The organism is Bifidobacterium pseudolongum subsp. pseudolongum DSM 20099 (assembly GCF_000771225.1).
Lineage (GTDB): Bacteria > Actinomycetota > Actinomycetes > Actinomycetales > Bifidobacteriaceae > Bifidobacterium > Bifidobacterium pseudolongum.
This window is the reverse complement of record NZ_JDTZ01000003.1, coordinates 295,321-312,889: the sequence shown is the minus strand read 5'-3', so window position 1 is coordinate 312,889 and position 17,569 is coordinate 295,321. Positions and strand designations below refer to the sequence as shown.

Annotated in this window: 15 protein-coding genes and 1 tRNA gene; 4 read left to right on the top strand and 12 right to left on the bottom strand. The window is 63.1% G+C overall.

Annotated elements, in window-relative coordinates; all coding sequences use genetic code 11:
• Positions 1–14: 14 nt before the first annotated feature.
• From OU02_RS03530 to OU02_RS03520, 3 genes are all read left to right on the top strand, one after another.
• Positions 15–1,304 (top strand): LCP family protein, encoded by a 1,290-nt coding sequence (locus tag OU02_RS03530; protein WP_238551909.1) that lies wholly within the window; start codon positions 15–17, stop codon positions 1,302–1,304.
• A 93-nt stretch (positions 1,305–1,397) separates the two neighbouring features.
• Positions 1,398–3,086 (top strand): FtsK/SpoIIIE domain-containing protein, encoded by a 1,689-nt coding sequence (locus tag OU02_RS03525; protein ID WP_160248849.1) that lies wholly within the window; start codon positions 1,398–1,400, stop codon positions 3,084–3,086.
• A 114-nt stretch (positions 3,087–3,200) separates the two neighbouring features.
• Positions 3,201–3,479 (top strand): WhiB family transcriptional regulator, encoded by a 279-nt coding sequence (locus tag OU02_RS03520; protein WP_022858608.1) that lies wholly within the window; start codon positions 3,201–3,203, stop codon positions 3,477–3,479.
• 91 nt (positions 3,480–3,570) lie between these two features.
• On the opposite strand, the gene OU02_RS03515 is transcribed toward OU02_RS03520, so the two are convergent.
• On the bottom strand, positions 3,571–5,049 hold the full coding sequence (locus tag OU02_RS03515; RefSeq protein ID WP_051918270.1) for a sensor histidine kinase: 1,479 nt from the start codon (positions 5,047–5,049) through the stop codon (positions 3,571–3,573).
• A gap of 100 nt (positions 5,050–5,149) precedes the next feature.
• On the opposite strand from OU02_RS03515, the gene trhA reads away from it, so the two are divergent.
• Entirely contained in the window at positions 5,150–6,046 is an 897-nt protein-coding gene (gene trhA, locus OU02_RS03510) for a PAQR family membrane homeostasis protein TrhA (protein WP_033488772.1), read from the top strand.
• Positions 6,047–6,125: 79 nt separating this feature from the next.
• Here the strand turns inward: trhA and OU02_RS03505 are convergent, their stop codons facing one another.
• The 11 genes from OU02_RS03505 to pth form a co-directional block, all read right to left on the bottom strand.
• Complete coding sequence (locus OU02_RS03505) at positions 6,126–6,608, bottom strand: GreA/GreB family elongation factor (RefSeq protein WP_033488963.1); 483 nt, start codon at positions 6,606–6,608, stop codon at positions 6,126–6,128.
• Between the two features lie 134 nt (positions 6,609–6,742).
• A complete protein-coding gene (locus OU02_RS03500; RefSeq protein WP_033488771.1) occupies positions 6,743–7,150 on the bottom strand; it encodes an FKBP-type peptidyl-prolyl cis-trans isomerase in 408 nt (135 codons plus the stop codon).
• Positions 7,151–7,223: 73 nt separating this feature from the next.
• Positions 7,224–8,693 (bottom strand): L-serine ammonia-lyase, encoded by a 1,470-nt coding sequence (locus OU02_RS03495; protein ID WP_033488961.1) that lies wholly within the window; start codon positions 8,691–8,693, stop codon positions 7,224–7,226.
• A 50-nt stretch (positions 8,694–8,743) separates the two neighbouring features.
• Complete coding sequence (locus OU02_RS03490; protein WP_238551913.1) at positions 8,744–9,358, bottom strand: cadmium transporter; 615 nt, start codon at positions 9,356–9,358, stop codon at positions 8,744–8,746.
• Between the two features lie 65 nt (positions 9,359–9,423).
• Positions 9,424–9,503, bottom strand: a tRNA-Leu gene (locus OU02_RS03485).
• Between the two features lie 46 nt (positions 9,504–9,549).
• Positions 9,550–10,578, bottom strand: a complete 1,029-nt coding sequence (locus OU02_RS03480) for a Ppx/GppA phosphatase family protein (RefSeq protein WP_051918228.1) — start codon at positions 10,576–10,578, stop codon at positions 9,550–9,552.
• Between the two features lie 42 nt (positions 10,579–10,620).
• Complete coding sequence (locus OU02_RS03475) at positions 10,621–11,208, bottom strand: DUF501 domain-containing protein (protein WP_051918271.1); 588 nt, start codon at positions 11,206–11,208, stop codon at positions 10,621–10,623.
• A 58-nt stretch (positions 11,209–11,266) separates the two neighbouring features.
• Positions 11,267–11,827 carry an FtsB family cell division protein gene (locus OU02_RS03470; RefSeq protein WP_033488953.1) on the bottom strand — a complete coding sequence of 187 codons (561 nt, stop codon included), beginning with the start codon at positions 11,825–11,827 and terminating at the stop codon, positions 11,267–11,269.
• 112 nt (positions 11,828–11,939) lie between these two features.
• Positions 11,940–13,232, bottom strand: coding sequence for a phosphopyruvate hydratase (gene eno / locus OU02_RS03465; RefSeq protein ID WP_033488770.1), 1,293 nt, complete (start codon positions 13,230–13,232; stop codon positions 11,940–11,942).
• A 160-nt stretch (positions 13,233–13,392) separates the two neighbouring features.
• On the bottom strand, positions 13,393–16,965 hold the full coding sequence (gene mfd / locus OU02_RS03460) for a transcription-repair coupling factor (protein WP_051918229.1): 3,573 nt from the start codon (positions 16,963–16,965) through the stop codon (positions 13,393–13,395).
• A complete protein-coding gene (pth, locus tag OU02_RS03455) occupies positions 16,955–17,554 on the bottom strand; it encodes an aminoacyl-tRNA hydrolase (protein WP_033488769.1) in 600 nt (199 codons plus the stop codon). Before pth ends, mfd begins: the two co-directional genes overlap by 11 nt.
• Between the last annotated feature and the right edge of the window lie 15 nt (positions 17,555–17,569).

Here is a 17,569-nt window from a genome sequence, read left to right as displayed (position 1 = left end):
TTCAGGAGGTCACCATGACGAACGACGAGGGGCACGGCCTTTCCGACACGCCACCGAGCTTCGCCCCGAAGCCGCGCCGCAAAGCCGCCGCTCAAGATGCACAGGCCCAACCGGCACCACCGGCGTTCGCCCCCCATTCCCGCCGTTCATCATCGGGCGCGTCCGCCACGCAGCCCACCCCCGCCTCCATTCCGCCGCGCGCGGCACGCGACCGGACACCACGCGACCGGACACCACGCGCCACTGCAGGCACAACAATAGGCCATGCGGCAACCCAACACCCCCAACAGGCAGCCTCCAAGGCATCCACTGCGGCAGCGACGACGCCCCACCCATCGGCCGCGCGCCCGCATACCACACACCATCGTGTGCGCAACAGCCTCATCGCCGCACTCGTCATCGTGCTCGTCGCCGCACTCTGCGCGGGCTTCGGCATCTGGAACTGGGTCAGTGGCAGCCTGCGCAAAGAGGACTGGCTCACAGGCAAAACCGCGGGTCCGGCCACGACATGGCTCATCCTTGGGTCCGATGAACGCGATGGCACCACCGGCAGCGATGACACACCCGGAGACCGTACCGACACCATCCTCATCCTCACCAAGCCGAGGCACGGCCCCAGCTCGCTCATTTCAGTGCCCCGCGATTCGCTCGTGCAGGTGGATGACGCACTGCTCAAAATCAATGCCGTGATGCAGATCTATGGCCGTCAGGAACTTGTCGCACAGATTGAGGACATCACTGGCCAGAAGGTCGATCATGTGGCCAAGATCACCTTCGGAGGCCTCACCGGCGTGGTCGACGCGCTCGGCGGCATCGAGCTGTGCTACGACCAGGACGTGGACGATGAGCTTTCCGACCTGCATTGGAAGGCCGGCTGCCATGTCGTCGACGGGCATACGGCGCTCGCGTTCTCGCGCATGCGCTATTCCGACCCCAAGGGCGATTTCGGGCGTGCCGAACGCCAGCGCCAGGTGATTGGCGCAATCGCCAAGAAGGCGGTCTCCCCGTCCACACTGATGAACTTCGGCACCGTGCACAAGGTGGGTGACGCAGTCCTGCAGGCGATCACGGTGGACAACCGCACCAACCCCAAGACCCTGCTCGACATGCTGCTCGCATTCCGCAACGCTTCGGGCTCAAGCGGCGTCACCGGCAGCCTCTATTGGAGCGATCCCAACTACTACGTGGACGGCGTGGGCTCCTGCGTGCTGCTCGACAATCCACGCAACCTCGAACTGTTCGCCCAGCTCGCCGATGGCACCCATGATCCCGGTGCAGTAGGTAGCGCAGCCGAAATGGGCTGACCCGGAATACGCCAGGCGCGAACAGCACCGACCGTCCGACCACATGCGCCGGCGGTGTTTGCGCCACGCCGGCGCCCCATGCACAGTAGGGTCATGAGCACCACACAAGCCACCCACCGCACTCGCACCACCGCGTTGCGCATGTGCGCATATATCGCCCCATTGGTCGCGCAATGCATCATGCTCATCGCGCTGCTCGTGCGTCAGCAATGGCTGTTCGCCCTGATGATTGGATCGGGATGTTGCGCCACCGCGGCCACCATGGTGCTGATGCTGCTGCAGTCACGCCCCACACCGTCCGAAAGCAGCGGGGACAGCCCACATTCAACGGCGTATGCTTCCGGCGCCATCGGGGAGAATCCGGTCCGCGCATGCACCGGCACCACGCTTGAGCATCTCCACGGCATGGCTGACGACGCCGCGCCATTCCGCACGATATGCCACTCGTGGACCCGTACCGCATGCAGCCCCCAACCACCTGGATGCAGCGCGCGCATCGGCATCGACCCCCATGGCCAACTGCTGTCCATCGACTTGGAACGCCACGGGCCCCATGCGATTGTGGCAGGCACCACAGGGTCCGGGAAATCGGTGCTGCTGCAGGACTGGTGCCTCGCCCTTGCCGCCACCTATCCCCCGCAATCCCTGCAATTCGCGCTCCTCGATTTCAAAGGCGGGTCGGCGATGGAACGCCTATGCGCACTCCCCCATGTGCGCGGGTGCGTCAATGACCTCGACCTCAAATACGCCATACGCGCCCTGCGTGCACTCGAACGGGAACTCGACCGCCGGGAGCGGCTCGCCGCCGCACTCGGAGTGAGCGACCTCATGCAGGCCGCATGCCCGGTGGCCCGGCTCGTGATCGTGGTCGATGAATTCCATATGTTGCACGGACAGTTGCCCGATTACATCGACCGTTTGGTGCGCATCGCATCGTTGGGCCGTTCACTGGGCATGCATCTGGTCGTCTGCACGCAGAACCCATTGGGGCAGATCAGCGCATCGATGAAGGCGAACATGAGCCTGCGCATATGCCTACGGGTCCGCGATGCACTGCAATCCCAAGAGATGATCGGTTCCGACGCGGCCGCCCATCTGAGCGCAGCCGCCCCCGGCATGGCAATCCTCATGGAAGACGATGAACGGCGCATCTTCAGGTGCGCGCACATCGAAGACATCGATGCGTTCATCGGCGACATCAAGCGGTGCGCTCGCGTGCACGCCTGCACGGCGCCACCCCCGCTGTTCACAGATGGGCTGCCCGATCGTGTGGACCCGCAGTCGTTGCCCGAGACTTGCGCGCCGGGGCACCTTCCACTCGGACTCGTCGATGACGGGGTGGCCGTCGCACCGTTCGTCATCGACACACGCACCGGCCCCCTCGCGGTGGTGGGCCAGCACAGCCGGGGCAAAAGCGCGCTATTGCGCTGGATCACGCAGGCGGCGCCGGCATACGGCGTCACCACGGCATGCACTGACGACGCCGACGACCTGCTCGATCCGCTCTGCATGGATGTGCGGGCCAGCGCATTGCGCGCGCAGCTACGCAACCCGCACACGTTCACGGTTTTCGCGCTTTCCTCCACGCGACGCCTACGCGTTCCCGAACATTGCACACGCCGCCTCATTCTGCCCTGTGGCGAGCGCGCGGTCGATCTGGCCGACGGCATCCCCGCCGAATTGCTCAACACGATGGACGGCGAGGATATGCGCACCCCCGGGCGGGCGGTCTATATCGACTCCGGTGTGGCACGGATTGTGCAGCTCATGGCCGCCAGTTGACGCCAACACACGCAATGCTTCCTGAATTCCTTGGAAAACCCTTGAAAAACGGACGGAAATTGCTTAGCATAAGCAAGGTAGTCGTTCATAAGCATAGTAAGGAACACAATCCATATGAGCAGTGCATTCGACTGGCGCGCCAAGGCGGCGTGCCGCGACAAGGATCCAGAGCTGTTCTTTCCGGTAGGCAACACCGGCACCGCATACCAGCAGATCGAAGAGGCCAAAGCCGTGTGCCGCACGTGCAAGGTCATCGACGCCTGCCTCAAATGCGCGCTGGACACCAACCAGGATTACGGTGTGTGGGGCGGCCTGAGCGAAGACGAGCGCCGTGCACTGAAGCGCCGCGCCATGCGCGCCCGCCGTTCCCAGTCGATGCAGATGCAGATCTGACACAACCCACGCCCAGCATACTGCGGTGCCCCAGCCACAATCCCGTGGCTGGGGCACCGCAGTATGGGCGGTTCCGCCATGCTGTGCGCCGCTATGCGGCGCGCAGCTTGATGTCGAGGACTACGCGGGTGCCGCCTTCCCGTGCCGGCTCCCACGTGACCGTGCCGCCAAAATCGTTGGTGACGAAGGTGTTGATGATCTGCGTGCCCAAACCTGACCCGGAAGTGCGCGCCATGCCGTTCTGTTCCTCATGGTCGATGCCGTTGCCGTCGTCTTCCACACAGATGCTCAGATGATTGCCTTCACGGCCCACCGAGACCACGATATGCCCTTCGGTGCGCCCCTCGTAGCCGTGTTCGACGGCGTTGGTGATCAGTTCGGTGAGCACGAGCGAGAGCGGCGTGGCGTCCTGGGCGGGCATCATGCCGAATTTGCCAACGAAATCGATGGAGATATGCTGTTCGCTCATCGACGCCAGATCGACGCTCATGCGCAGCAGATTCGCGATGACCTTGTCGAAATCCACCACTTCGTCCGCCGATTGGCTCAGCCCTTCGTGCACCATCGCGATGGTCTGCACGCGGCGCTGTGCTTCCTTGAGCTCCTTCTTCACTTCATCCGATTTGGTTTTGCGTGCCTGTAGCCGCAGCAATGCCGAGACCGCTTGCAGATTGTTCTTCACGCGGTGGTGGATCTCGGAGATGGTGGCATCTTTCGTCTGCAGCTCCACTTCGCGGCGGCGCAGCTCGGTTACGTCACGGCACAGCACAATCGCACCGGTGCGCCCCTGGTCATCCATGAGCGGCAACGAGCGCATCGAAACCGCCGAGCGATTGGCATCCATTTCCGTGTCCATCGCGGCTTTGCCGAGCAAGACGATCGGCAGCGATTCGGACACCGGGTCGTTTTCGTGGATGAGCCCGGTGCCGATTTCCCCGAGGTTACCGCCCTCCATGGTGTCGAGCATGCCCAAGCGCCTGAAACAGCTGATGCCATTGGGCGAGGCGTACTGCACATCGCCATCGACGGTGAGGATGATGAAGCCGTCCGCCACGCGCGCGTTGTGCCTCTGGTTGAGTACCGCGTCCTTGTAGGGGAACTGCCCGCGCGGAATCATCGTGAACAGGCGTTTGCCCGCACTGATGCTTTCCGATTCATACCTGCCATTCGATTCGCGCGTGGCCAGATTCGTCTCGCGCACCACAAGCCCCAACGTCTTGCCGTCATGGCGAATCGGCGCATAGACATTGCACACCGTGGAGCCGCCGATGGTACGCAGGATCGATGAGTGGTAGATGCTTTCGCTGCGCATCGCTTCGGTCAGTTCCCCAGTGAACTCGGGGTCCATCGTGCTTCCCACAAGGTCGTCGACGCGCAGGCTCATCACCGTGGAGGGCCGGCATTGTTCGGCGATGACGAAACTGCCGTCGCCTTTTTGCAGCACGAGCAGCAGGTCCGCGAAACTCAGGTCCGCGATGACCTGCCAATCAGCGACGAGATGATGCAGCCATTCACGGTCGGAATCGTCGAAATCCGGGCGTGTGGCGAGAATCTGTGAAAAATCAGCCATGCGCACCATCATAGCGGCCGGCACCGCCCCGGTGAGCGCCTGTCATATAGTTACGGTAACGTAGCTTACGTTTGCGTAACTTCTAGTGATACGAGATGATATGGCCACTCAAGACAGGCAGCACATCGAGGAGAAGCGGGCGGCGGTCGTGGCCGCCCGGCAGGAGGCGCTCGAGGCGAAAGCGCACAATGTGCGCGCGAACGCGCAGGCGAAGGCGGCCAAGGTGTGCCGCAAAGCCGACTGCAGGGCCAAGCGCATCATCGCCAAAGGAGAGGCGAAGGCCGCCAAGCTCGAAGGCATTGTGCCGCAGGAGGTCGAGCGCAAAGTGCGTCTTGACGTGCACGGCAGGGAAAAACCGCTGCTCCGCGGGTGGTTGCATGCCGGCGCCACCCCCTTGGCCTTGGCGGCCGGCATCGTGCTGATCTGCCTCGCGCACGGCACGGGGCTCAAATGGGCGTGCGCCGTGTTCATGACGGTCTCATTGATCCTGTTCGGCAATTCCGCGGCCTACCATCTGGGCGACTGGTCGCCCCGCGTGACCGATGTGTTGCGTCGCATTGACCATATGAACATCTTCCTGCTCATCGCCGGCACCTATACACCGGTCGCATTCGCCCTCGACGCCTTCTGGCGCAACACAATCATCATCGGCATGTGGAGCTGCACCCTTGTGGCGTTGATCATCCATGTGGTGTGGATCAATGCACCACGCTGGCTCTACGTGCTCGTCTACATCATCTTCGGTGTCTCCGGCGTGGCGTTCATGGGATTGTTCTGGCAGTCGCCCGCGGCAGGCCCCGCCGTGGTCGTGCTGCTGCTGTCCGGCGGCGCCTGCTATATCGCGGGCGCCATCGTCTACGCGCTGCGCAAACCCGATCCATGGCCGAAGGTCTTCGGGTTCCACGAGATCTTCCATCTGGGCACCATCGCCGGCTATGCATGCCATATGGTGGCCATTTACATGGTGATCGTCAGACTGGCCCAGTTGGCACAGTAGCGGCCTTCTTGCATGGCAATGGCCCGGCCCATCATCGATATGATGGGCCGGGCCATTGCCATGCAAGAAGGCCAACGGATCACTGCAGCGGCGTCGCCTTGGTGATCGTCACCGAGATCTCACGGCCGTTGGGGGCCTTGTACGACACGGTGTCGCCTTCCTTCGCGCCGAGGATGGCCGCGCCGATCGGCGACTCGGGGCTGATCACGTCGTAATCAGTGGCCACGGCGATGTCACGCGATCCGAGCACGTACACCATCTCACGGCCACCCATGTCGATAGTGACGATGGAGCCGTTGCCCACAGTGCCAGCGGCCGGCGCCTCCATGATCTTCGCATTGCGCAGCTTGACGATAAGCTCGTTGATACGGCCCTCGTTCTTGCCCTGTTCCTCACGGGCGGCCTGATAGCCGCCGTTCTCCGAGAGGTCTCCTTCCGCGCGCGCCGCGGCGATGCGCTGGGTGATCTCGTCGCGGTATTCGCCCTCGCGGTACGTGAGCTCTTCCTTCAACTTGTCGTAGGCGTCCTGAGTCAGGAGCACGACCTTTTCTTCTTCGGCCATCATGGCCTCCTTTCGTGCACCGCCACCCCGCGTATCCTCCATGCGGGTGCGGCGCGTGCATGTGGTCATCACATAAACAATCGAGCACCGGCCGTCGCCCCGCCGGTGCTCTCCGTCTTTCCATGCAATGTCAATCAGCGCGTGGCGATGATGTCAATGACGAACTCCAATGTGTCATCTGGTCCAATACCGGCCTGCGGAACACCACGCGAACCATAGCCATACTCGGGCGGAATCGACACGAGCAGACGGGAGCCCACATTGTGGCCCGGAACCGTCTGATCCCATCCCTTGATCACCTGTCCGACGCCAATGCCGAAGCTCGCCGGCTGGTGACGCTCGAAGCTGGAGTCAAATGCCGTATCGTTGCCCCAGACCTGACCGTGGTAATTCACCGTAACGGTATCGCCCCGACGGACCATCGGACCGCTGCCCTCCTCGAGTTCCACGACCTTGAGGCCTTTGGGGGCTTCACCTTCCGGGAACACGATGACCGGAAGGTCACCATATGCACCCTGTACCTCGGGCATCTGCGTAGCCATGTTTCCTCCTTGCTGTTGACACAACGCATTTCAGCGTAGCACATCCGCGCCTGTTGCGCCGCACAATGCGCGTTCAGCATTCCACCACGTTGAGCGCGAGTCCGCCTTGCGAGGTCTCCTTGTATTTCGCCATCATGTCGTGCCCGGTCTGGCGCATCGTGGCGATGACCTGATCGAGCGTGACGATATGCGAACCATCGCCGAGCATCGCCATGCGCACCGCACCGATCGCAGTATTGGCCGCCACCGCGTTGCGCTCGATGCAGGGAATCTGCACCAATCCGCCGATCGGGTCGCATGTCAGTCCCAGATGGTGCTCCATGCCGATTTCCGCTGCGTTCTCGACCTGCGCCGGCGAGCCACCGACGACAGCACACAGCCCAGCCGCGGCCATCGAACATGCCGATCCGACTTCGCCCTGGCAGCCGACCTCCGCACCGGATATTGACGCATTGCGTTTGATGAGATACCCCACGGCCGCCGCCGTGAGCAGGAAGGTGCGCACGCCCGCCTCATCGGCATCGGGCAGGAAATGCCAATAGTACATAAGCGTGGCCGGCAAGACGCCCGACGCGCCGTTCGTCGGGGCGGTGACGATGCGCCCTCCCCCGGCGTTCTGCTCATTGACGGCGAGCGCGAACAGATCGATCCACGCTGCTTCCGACGATTCCAAATGCCGCAGGTTGCCCGAGGCATGTTGGCTGAGCACATCGCCCTTCGCCCGCAACCGTGTATAGACGCCCGGCGCGCGCCGGGGCACATCGAGGCCTCCGGGCAGCACGCGTTGTGTGCTTGTGCACCCTTCATATACGCTGGCGCGCATCGCCGCCCATACCCGGTCGAGATGCGCACGGATCGCATCAGCGCCGTGGATTGCGCATTCATTGGCCCACACCACATCGGCGATGCTCATGTCATGCTCCGCACATATATCGAGGAGTTGTTTCGCGGTGCTGAACGGATATGGCCAGCCGTCGGTCTGCATCGTGGGATCGGTTTCTCCGGCATCCACACGCTGGGCATCTGCCTGCGACTCAGGCGAACGATCGTGCATCGAGACCACAGGATCGGTGACGAGTCCAGGTTCGATGAACCCACCGCCCACCGAATACCAGACCTGCTCGTAGACGGTGCGGCCCTGCGCATCGAAGACCTCGCAGCGCATGCCGTTGGGGTGCGCTGCGAGGCGGTGCCAGACATCGATGACCATATCATGGTTGTAATCGAAAGCGATTGTTTTCACTCCGGCAAGGCGTATGGTGCCACGCTCGTCGCAGATGCGGTGCACATCCGCAAGGTACGCAGTGTCCACGGTCTGCGGATCATTGCCTTCCAGACCAGCCACCGAAGCGCGGTCTGTGCCGTGCCCCAGCCCGGTGAGCGCAAGCGACCCATACAATGTGACGCGTACCCGGGTCACCTCATCAATCATCCCATGCTGGACAACCGCTTCCGCGAACCGCTGCGTGGCGAGCATGGGGCCGACGGTATGCGACGAACTCGGCCCCACACCGATGGAATACAAATCGAGGACGCTGAACATATACATGAATATATGTGCGCGCTCTCGTGGAGGCTAGGAGTGTTACGCTCTCAGGCGACTGCGTGCATCATCGAGGCAAGCACATAGCCCCCACCCACCGCGAGCAGCACGCTGGCCACGCCCAATGCAATCACTGCGGTACGGTGTTTTGCAAGGCGCTCCCCCAACGTGAATGCGGCAAAGAACGAGGCCAGACCGAGCACTGCACCGTTGATTGCGGCGATGGTGGTGTGGTCGGCGCTCACCGTGCCCATGCCAATCCCGCCACTGATCATGTTCATGATTCCCAGCACGACCCAGACCGTCCACACACCGAAGCCGATGGCACCGGTCACCGCATAGACGACCGGCTGCAGCTTGCGCTTCATGCGGTAGGCGAAGGATTCGGCGCACCACAGCAGCGCGAAGCCCACAACGTACGAGAACATCACCGCGAGCAACATGGCCACAAGCGCCCAAGGCAGGATCGGGAACACGCGGGGTGCAAAACTCACGTACAACGGCGAGCACAGCAATTCGCAGAAACACAGCGTGCATGCGACGATGATTGCTTGGGTGAGCATGATCGGCACGCCGGATTCGTGGTGTGCCGCGATGGTCGAGCGGCGCCCGCTTTGCTTGGTGTGGTTGGTGGTCATCGGTATCCGTTCAGTCATTTCGCTCATGCCGGCCAGTGTATGGTCGAATTGTCATCTTGTGTTACGGCGACATCACGGCATGTTGACATCGGTGCCCCCAGCGGGATTCGAACCCGCACGCCGTAGCGGTCGATTTTAAGTCGAATGCGTCTACCAGTTTCGCCATGGGGGCGGCACGTCTGCGCACAGCATGCACAGCACGTGGGTATTATGCCACACTAGCGTTCATGAAGCAATCGGTTCCCCAAATCGAGCACAATCCCGTCCAGCAGGCCATGCTCGCTCGCCACAAACGAATCGATGCGCTGCCCGTGATCCGCCTGTGCGGCCTGTGAGATGCGTTCGAGCACGCGGCTCCACACCAAGGCGCCCCCGCCCACCACATCGATGCGGCCGGGGTGAATCGTCTTGTATGCGCTGCGTTCCGCCCGGGTCATGTGCAGAAAGCGATCGTCCACAGCGAACGCCGTGCCGAAGTCCATGCGCACGCCATCCACCGCGCGGTGATCGTACTCGGTCAGGCCCATCGCCAACGCCGTCATCGTCGTGACCGTGCCGGACACGCCGATGATGGTGCGCGCCCGTCCGGCCGGCACATGGGTGAACGCTTCGTCGATATGCGCGTCGATGTCGTCGACGGCCGCATCGATCTGCGTCTGGGTGGGCGGATCATTGGTGAGGTGACGTTCCGTCATGCGCACCGAACCGATGTCCATCGAGAACGCCGCATCCACACGCGTAGCGGGAGCCTTCACGCCATCGCCGCCGAGCACGAGCTCAGTGGATCCGCCGCCCAAGTCCACCACGAGGAACGGCGGCTCCAAGTCGGTGCGCGCCGTCATGCTTGTGGCCGCGAGAAAACTCAGGTCGGCCTCCTCCACGCCACTGATCACCTCGGGGCGTACACCGAGAATCGACTCGATCGTGTCTTCGAACTCTTGGCGGTTCTGCGCGTCGCGCGTGGCGGACGTGGCGACGAACCGCAGCGCCTGCACCGGGTGCCCGTCGAGAATTCGCGCGAATTCGCGCGCTGCCGCATAGGTGCGCTCAAGCGCCTCTTCAGCGAACCGGTGCGTGCGGTCCACGCCCTCGCCCAAGCGCACGACGCGCAGTGTGCGCGGCACGATGTCGTGCACGCCGTGCGCGTCGACGCGGGCGATTTTCAGACGAATCGAGTTCGTACCGCAATCGATGCCGCCCACAACAACACTGGGCTCGGATTGCGGCGTGGCAACATGGTCGCTCATGATCTCTCCATATGGTATAGGGGCGTGTGAGCAGTCGGCGGATCAGCCGCGCTGCCCGGTGGTGGTTGGCGCGCATGTGCACACCGCCGGGTCGAATTCGCCGCGCAGACGTTCGAGCGCCATGTCCCCGATGGGGTTGGTTCCCGGACCCATAACGAGGCTCTGCGCGACGAGCGCGTGCAGGCATTTGACGCGTGTGGGCATGCCTCCGGCGCTGATGCCGTCGATATGTTCTTCACTGTCGCCGGTATGGAGCGCCAGCGCATGGCGGAACGCCAAGTACATGCGGTGGGCGCGCTCATAGCGTTCACGCAGCTGCGAATCCTGGGACAGCATTTCGTTGTATTCGCGCATCACCCCATCTGCTTCGAGATGGGAGACGGCCTTGACAATCTCCGGGCCAGTCAGGTAGCACGTGGTGGGGAACGGGATTTTGCCGTCCACAAGCGGTCTGGTGACCACGGCGAGTGGACATCCGTTCGCGCAGCGCGCCCCCACCGCCATCATGCCACGCGGATAGCGCCCCAGCTGTTCCTGCACGACCGCCACATCGTGCCCGGTCGCCGGATGCTCCAGAATGCGGTCCAGCAGAATCTGGGCATTATCCATTTCGGCAGCGTCGAATTGCATCATCCGTTCCTCATTCCTTCTTGCACACTCCATCACACGTACTGCATGGGGCGGGACGTCATTGTGCGGCCGTCCCGTCGCCTTGCGTAGGTGCCTGCTCCTCTTGGCCGGCCTTGTCCGCCGGCTGGCCGTCCGACGCTGTACCGCCGTTTTTCGTCTGTGCATCGTGGCGGTCGGTGTCGGACTGGCCGAACGCATACGCGAGCTCGCTGTACCACGGCAGTTTCGAATCGCCCGATGTGCCGGTGTCGTTGGATTCCTGCGTGCGCTGCACCCCACCGGTCACTGCCTCCGGATGCTCCACGCGAATCGCCTGTTCTCCCGGGAACACATACCCCAGCCGTTCACGGGCCTGGGCAGTGACATACGCGTCGTCATTCCACCGCTCGATGTTGTTCTCGAGTTCCTGTTTCTGCGCCACCAGCGAGGATTCCTGCTTCTTCAGCGCATTGAGTTCCGAAAGGTTGAGCGCGTAGGTGTGGAACGTGGAGACGAGTTGGATCAAGCCAAGCGCGATGATGAACAGCGCCACGAAAAACGCGATGGGCCCGGCTCCCGAAGCGCGTTCGGGCTTGCGCTGCTGCGGCTTCGGTGCTGTGGTCTTGGTGCGTGCGCTCATGGATACGACGCTACCCGCCGCGTTCGACGAAAGAACGACGACGGGTAGCGGTGAATCGAAGCATGGAATGTTCAGCGGCGCGTCATGCATGCGCGCGGCGCACCGCTCACGATCACATGTACTTCTTGCAGGCCTTGAACGCGCTGTAGCCGGCGTACTGCGCGGTCGAGCCGAGCTCTTCCTCGATCTCGAGCAGGCGGTTGTACTTGGCGATGCGCTCGCCACGAGCCGGAGCACCGGTCTTGATCTGGCCGGTGTTCTTGGCCACGGCGAGATCGGAGATTGTGGTGTCCGGGGTCTCGCCGGAGCGGTGCGACACCATCGAGGTGAAGCCGTTCTTCGTGGCCAGCTCGATCGCGTCGAGGGTCTCGGAGACGGTGCCGATCTGGTTGAGCTTGACGAGCAGCGAGTTGCCGGCGCCCATGTCGATGCCCTTCTTCAGGCGCATCGGGTTGGTGACGAACAGGTCGTCGCCGACGAACTGCAGGCGGTCGCCGAGGGCCTTGGTGATCTTGGCCCAGTCTTCCCAGCCTTCTTCCTGGAACGGATCCTCGATGGAGACGATCGGGAACTCGTCCACGAGCTTCTCGTAGAAGTCGAGCATGTAGGCCGCGTCGCGGTCCTCACCGTCGAAGTGGTAGGTGCCGTTGTCCTTGTTGTAGAACTCGGAGGAAGCCACATCGAGGGCGATGCCGATCTGCTTGCCCGGCTCATAGCCGGCGGCCGAGATGGCGTCCATGATGTACTTGAGGGAATCCTCGTTGGTCTTCATCTTCGGAGCGAAGCCGCCCTCATCGCCGAGGCCGGTGGCCAGACCCTGCTTCTTGAGTACGTTCTTGAGGGTGTGGTACACCTCGACGCCGGCCTGGAGAGCCTCGCTGTAGGTCTCGAAGCCGTACGGGGAGATCATGTACTCCTGGATGTCGGTGGCGAAGTCGGCGTGCGCGCCACCGTTCATGATGTTCATGTTGGGGACCGGCAAGACATGGCCGTTGGTGCCGCCGATGTAGCGGTACAGCGGCAGCTCGGCGCTCTCGGCCGCGGCGTACATGGCCGCGAGCGAGACGCCCAGGATGGCGTTGGCGCCCAGACGGCCCTTGTTCGGGGTGCCGTCAAGGTCGATCATGAGGTCGTCGAGTGCGCGCTGGTCGGTGGCGTCCATGCCGATGACCTTCGGGGCGATCTCCTCATTGACGGCCTTCACCGCGTTGAGGACACCCTTGCCCATGTAGACGGACTTGTCGCCATCGCGGCGCTCCCAAGCCTCGGCATCACCGGTGGAGGCGCCGGAGGGGACCAGGCCGATGCCGCGGGCGCCGTCCTCGGTGTCGAGAACGACCTCAACGGTCGGGTTGCCACGGGAATCAAGAATCTGGCGTGCGTACACGCTTTCAATTGCTGCCACAACTACTCCTTATGTGCATAGGTTGTGTTGACAGTCTCTAACAGTAGTGGGCTTATTGGACGAGTGCACACCGGAACCATCAATAGTTGTGAGCGCTCACAACGCATTATTCGTGCTCATGACCGGTTACGCCCCACGTTTTTCCGCGGGGCGTAACCACTCAGCGCGACCCCGCCTTCGGTGTCCAGGCGAAGTCGTTGAGAAGCTGCTCGGTCCATCGCAGCACCGCATCGGAATCCATCGGGGCGGACCCGAGGGTCCCCTCGAACGGTGTGGGAATCGTGTATGTCTCGGTGAGCGGCCGGTATTGCGCTCCTTTGTAGATGCGTTCGATGCGCATGCGCACCGACTCCGGCGGATCGATCTTGCCGACGCGCAGCTTGCGCCCCTGCCCCACGATCTCCGTGATGCCGAGGTCACGGGCGCGGGCGCGCAACCGTGCGATGTCGAACAGCGAGGTGAACACCTGGGGTGGTTCGCCGTACCGGTCCGTGAGCTCTTCGCGCAGTTCCTCAAGGTCTTCGTCCGTGCGCGCTTCGGCGAGTTTGCGGTATGCCTCGAGCCGTAGCTTGTCAGAATCGATGTATTCCACGGGGATCGACGCCTCGACCGGTAGGTCGATCGTCACGGAGACCGGCTCCACGCGCTCCGGTTCCTTGTATTCCTCAATCGCGTTGGTCACCATGCGCACGTAGAGGTCGAAGCCCACGCCTTCGATGTGCCCGCTTTGCTCATCGCCCAGCAGGTTGCCGGTGCCACGCAATTCAAGGTCCTTCATCGCCACGTCGAAGCCGGAGCCGAGCGCGGTGTGCTGGGCGATGGTGACGAGGCGTTCATGCGACTGCTCGGTCATCGGCTTGCTCGGGTCGTAGAGGAAGTACGCGTAGGCGCGATCATGGCCTCGGCCGACGCGTCCGCGCAGCTGGTGGAGCTGGCTGAGGCCGAATTTGTCGGCGTTGTCGACGATCAGCGTGTTGGCGTTCGAGATATCAAGACCCGTCTCCACGATTGTGGTGCACAACAGCACGTCGATGTCACGATGCCAGAAGTCGCGGATGATCTGGTCGAGCTGCTTGCGACCCATCTTGCCGTGGGCGATTCCGATGCGCGCCTCCGGCACGAGTTCGCGCAGGTGCGCCGCCTTCTCGTCGATGTCCTGCACACGGTTGTGGATGTAGAACACCTGGCCGCCACGCAACAGCTCACGGCGCACCGCCGCCGTCACTTGCGCGTCCTCATAGGCGCCGACGTACGTGAGCACCGGCAGACGGTCTTCTGGCGGCGTGGCGAGGGTGGACATCTCACGGATGCCCGTCACCGCCATTTCCAGCGTGCGTGGAATTGGCGTGGCCGACAGGCTGAGCACATCGACATTGGTACGGATGGCCTTGAGTGTCTCTTTGGCCTCCACGCCGAACCGCTGCTCCTCGTCGATGATGACGAGGCCCAGATCCTTGAACTTGACTTTTGGGTTGAGCAGTTTGTGCGTGCCGATGACCACATCGACCGTGCCGTCTTCGAGCCCTTTGAGCGTCTCGTTGATCTCTTTGGCGCTCTGGAAGCGGCTCATCGCCGCCACCTTGACGGGGAATCCCTCGAAGCGTTCGCTGAACGTCTCGAAATGCTGCTGCACGAGCAGGGTCGTCGGCACGAGCACGGCGACCTGCTTGGCGTCCTGCACCGCTTTGAACGCCGCACGCAACGCGATTTCGGTCTTTCCGAACCCCACGTCACCGCAGATGAGGCGGTCCATCGGGACCGGCTTTTCCATGTCGGCCTTCACATCGTCGATCGTGGTGAGCTGGTCGGCGGTCTCCTGGTACGGGAATGCGTCTTCGAGCTCTTTCTGCCACGGTGTGTCTTTGCTGAAGGCGAACCCTTTCGCCTGCTGGCGTGCCGCGTACAGCTTGATGAGGTTCTGTGCGATCTCGTGGACGTGTTTCTTCGCCTTGGCCTTCGTCTGCGCCCAGTCCGACCCGCCGAGCTTGTTGAGTTTGGGAATCTCGGCGCCGATGTATTTGCTCACCTGATCGAGCTGATCGGTCGGGATGAACAGCTTATCCGGCGGCGCGTTGCGTTTGCTCGGCGCATACTCGATGACGAGATATTCGCGCGTAGACTGGTTGCGGCCCGTGCCGGTGGTGCGCTGTCGCATCTCGACGAACCGGCCGACGCCGTGCTGCTCGTGCACCACGAAATCCCCCGGTTTGAGTTCCATGAGGTCAATCGACTTATGGCGTTTGCGCGGGGTGCGTGACGCCCCCGCCGCGCTGGCACGGCCCGTCACATCGCGCTCGGTGAGCAGCGCGACCCTGGCCGCGGTGTCGATGAATCCGTCCTGCGCCTGCGAACGCACGCAGGTGAACCGGGCGACGCCAATGCCGTGCAGCATGCGCTTGAGTCGCTGCAGTGTGCCGTGCGCGGCGGCGGTGAGGGTCAGCTCATACCCGTCGTCGAGCAGTTCGCGCAGCCCCTGTTCCGCTTTCGCCTCGCTGCCGCGGAAGTCGACCGGTGTCTGTGCGGCGATTTGCACATGCCCGGGCCGTGTGGTGTCCACGGTGAATCCGCTGACCTGCCACACCTCGCGCTCGCTGTACATGAGCTGCGCGACGGCCTCCTGATAGTTGAGGAAGTTCGCCTGGTCGAAGGTAATCGGCGCGCCAGAACCGTGCCCGGACGCGGCGACGCTCCAACTGGTCGCGAGGAACTCGTTCGCGGTCTTCTCGAGGTCGTCGACCGCGCGGCGCAGTTTCTCGGGATCGCTGAGCATGACGACGCTACCGAGGGGCAGCATCGACGAGACTGGCTGCATCTCGTCGATGAGCGCGGGGATGAGCGATTCCATGCCTTCGACGGGGATGGCCTGCGCGATGGATTCGAGCATGTCGTCGGCGTTGGGAATGGAGCCGACAAGCGCGCGTGCGCGGTTGCGGATCTCGCTCGTCAGCTGCACTTCGCGGCACGGCGTAGCCCAAATCGAGTCGATCTCGTCACCGTAGGTGCGCTGGTCCGAGGCATGGAACTGGCGTATCGAATCGATTTCGTCACCGAAGAACTCGATGCGCACGGGGTGCGGCGCCGTCGGAGGAAAAACGTCGATGAGGCCGCCGCGCACCGCGAATTCGCCGCGGTCCATGACCAGGTCGACGCGGGTATAGGCATTGCGCACAAGCTGCTGTGCTGCGGTGTCGAGCGGCATCTCCTCGCCGCGCGTGAAGACGAGCGGTACGACGTCGCCGATACCGGCGACGACCGGTTGGATGAGCGAACGCACGGGCATGACGAGGATGCGGATGGGACCGAACATGGCACTGCCCTGCCGCGGGTGGCACAGGCGACGGAACACCTCCATGCGGTTGGCCACGGTGTCTGCGCGCGGCGAAAGCCGCTCGTGCGGCAGCGTCTCCCACGACTGCAGCTGGGCGACCGCCGCCGGGTCGCCGCGGTACCACGAACGGATGTCTTCGACGAGTTCCTCCGCCTCACGGCCGGAGGGGACGACCACGACGACGGGAGCGCGTTCGGCGGTGGCGGCGGCGAGCGCCGGGCGTATGCCTTGCGGTGCACCGATGAGCAGGCTCGGATCGGTGGCGTCGTCGGGCGCTTCGATGTCGCCGTGCGCAAGCGCCGCGAACTGCGGGTCGCGGGCGAGCGCCTCACGCACTTCGCCTAGGGAGCCCGCGATGAGCTCGTCTTCCGGGGTGTGGGTATGCGTATCTCGGTCAGCTGGCATTGAATGTGGCCTGCGCTTTCGTCAATCCATCGAACACGATCGATTCGGCGGCGTCGGCGCCGTCGGCGAGGAATTCGGGCAGTTGTTTGCGCTGGGCGGCGTTGAATTCGCCGAGCACCCAGTTGATGGTGTTGTCGTGGCGGTCACCCGCGCGGCTCGCATGGCCGACGCCCATGCGCACACGCGCGTAGTCGGGGGTGTGCAGGCAGCGGTCGATGGATTTGATGCCGTTGTGGCCGCCTGCTGAACCGCCCGACTTGAGTTTGATGCGGCCGAATTCGAGATCCATGTCATCGTGGATGACGATGATGTGGTCGGTGCCGATGCGGTAGTAGTCGCGGATCGAGGCGACGGCGTTGCCTGAATCGTTCATGTAGGTCAACGGCTTGCATAGGAACATCTTGACGTTGCGCCCATCGAGCGCCATGACGCCTTTGCCCAGATCGGCCAACCCCTTGTGGTTGGCGAAATGCACGCTCCAGCGTTCGGCGAGCTCGTTGACGGTCATGAAGCCGATGTTGTGGCGTGTGCCTCGGTATTTCGCCCCGGGGTTGCCCAGCCCTACGATGAGCCAGTATTCGGAAGCCATGTCATCCTCTTTTCG

Excerpts from the sequence above, each read along its gene's own strand:
- OU02_RS03530 (WP_238551909.1), top strand. The coding sequence starts at position 15 with ATGACGAACGACGAGGGGCACGGCCTTTCCGACACGCCACCGAGCTTC.
- OU02_RS03525 (WP_160248849.1), top strand. The coding sequence starts at position 1,398 with ATGAGCACCACACAAGCCACCCACCGCACTCGCACCACCGCGTTGCGC.
- OU02_RS03520 (WP_022858608.1), top strand. The coding sequence starts at position 3,201 with ATGAGCAGTGCATTCGACTGGCGCGCCAAGGCGGCGTGCCGCGACAAG.
- OU02_RS03515 (WP_051918270.1), bottom strand. The coding sequence starts at position 5,049 with ATGGCTGATTTTTCACAGATTCTCGCCACACGCCCGGATTTCGACGAT.
- trhA (WP_033488772.1), top strand. The coding sequence starts at position 5,150 with ATGGCCACTCAAGACAGGCAGCACATCGAGGAGAAGCGGGCGGCGGTC.
- OU02_RS03505 (WP_033488963.1), bottom strand. The coding sequence starts at position 6,608 with ATGGCCGAAGAAGAAAAGGTCGTGCTCCTGACTCAGGACGCCTACGAC.
- OU02_RS03500 (WP_033488771.1), bottom strand. The coding sequence starts at position 7,150 with ATGGCTACGCAGATGCCCGAGGTACAGGGTGCATATGGTGACCTTCCG.
- OU02_RS03495 (WP_033488961.1), bottom strand. The coding sequence starts at position 8,693 with ATGTTCAGCGTCCTCGATTTGTATTCCATCGGTGTGGGGCCGAGTTCG.
- OU02_RS03490 (WP_238551913.1), bottom strand. The coding sequence starts at position 9,358 with ATGAGCGAAATGACTGAACGGATACCGATGACCACCAACCACACCAAG.
- OU02_RS03480 (WP_051918228.1), bottom strand. The coding sequence starts at position 10,578 with ATGAGCGACCATGTTGCCACGCCGCAATCCGAGCCCAGTGTTGTTGTG.
- OU02_RS03475 (WP_051918271.1), bottom strand. The coding sequence starts at position 11,208 with ATGCAATTCGACGCTGCCGAAATGGATAATGCCCAGATTCTGCTGGAC.
- OU02_RS03470 (WP_033488953.1), bottom strand. The coding sequence starts at position 11,827 with ATGAGCGCACGCACCAAGACCACAGCACCGAAGCCGCAGCAGCGCAAG.
- mfd (WP_051918229.1), bottom strand. The coding sequence starts at position 16,965 with ATGCCAGCTGACCGAGATACGCATACCCACACCCCGGAAGACGAGCTC.
- pth (WP_033488769.1), bottom strand. The coding sequence starts at position 17,554 with ATGGCTTCCGAATACTGGCTCATCGTAGGGCTGGGCAACCCCGGGGCG.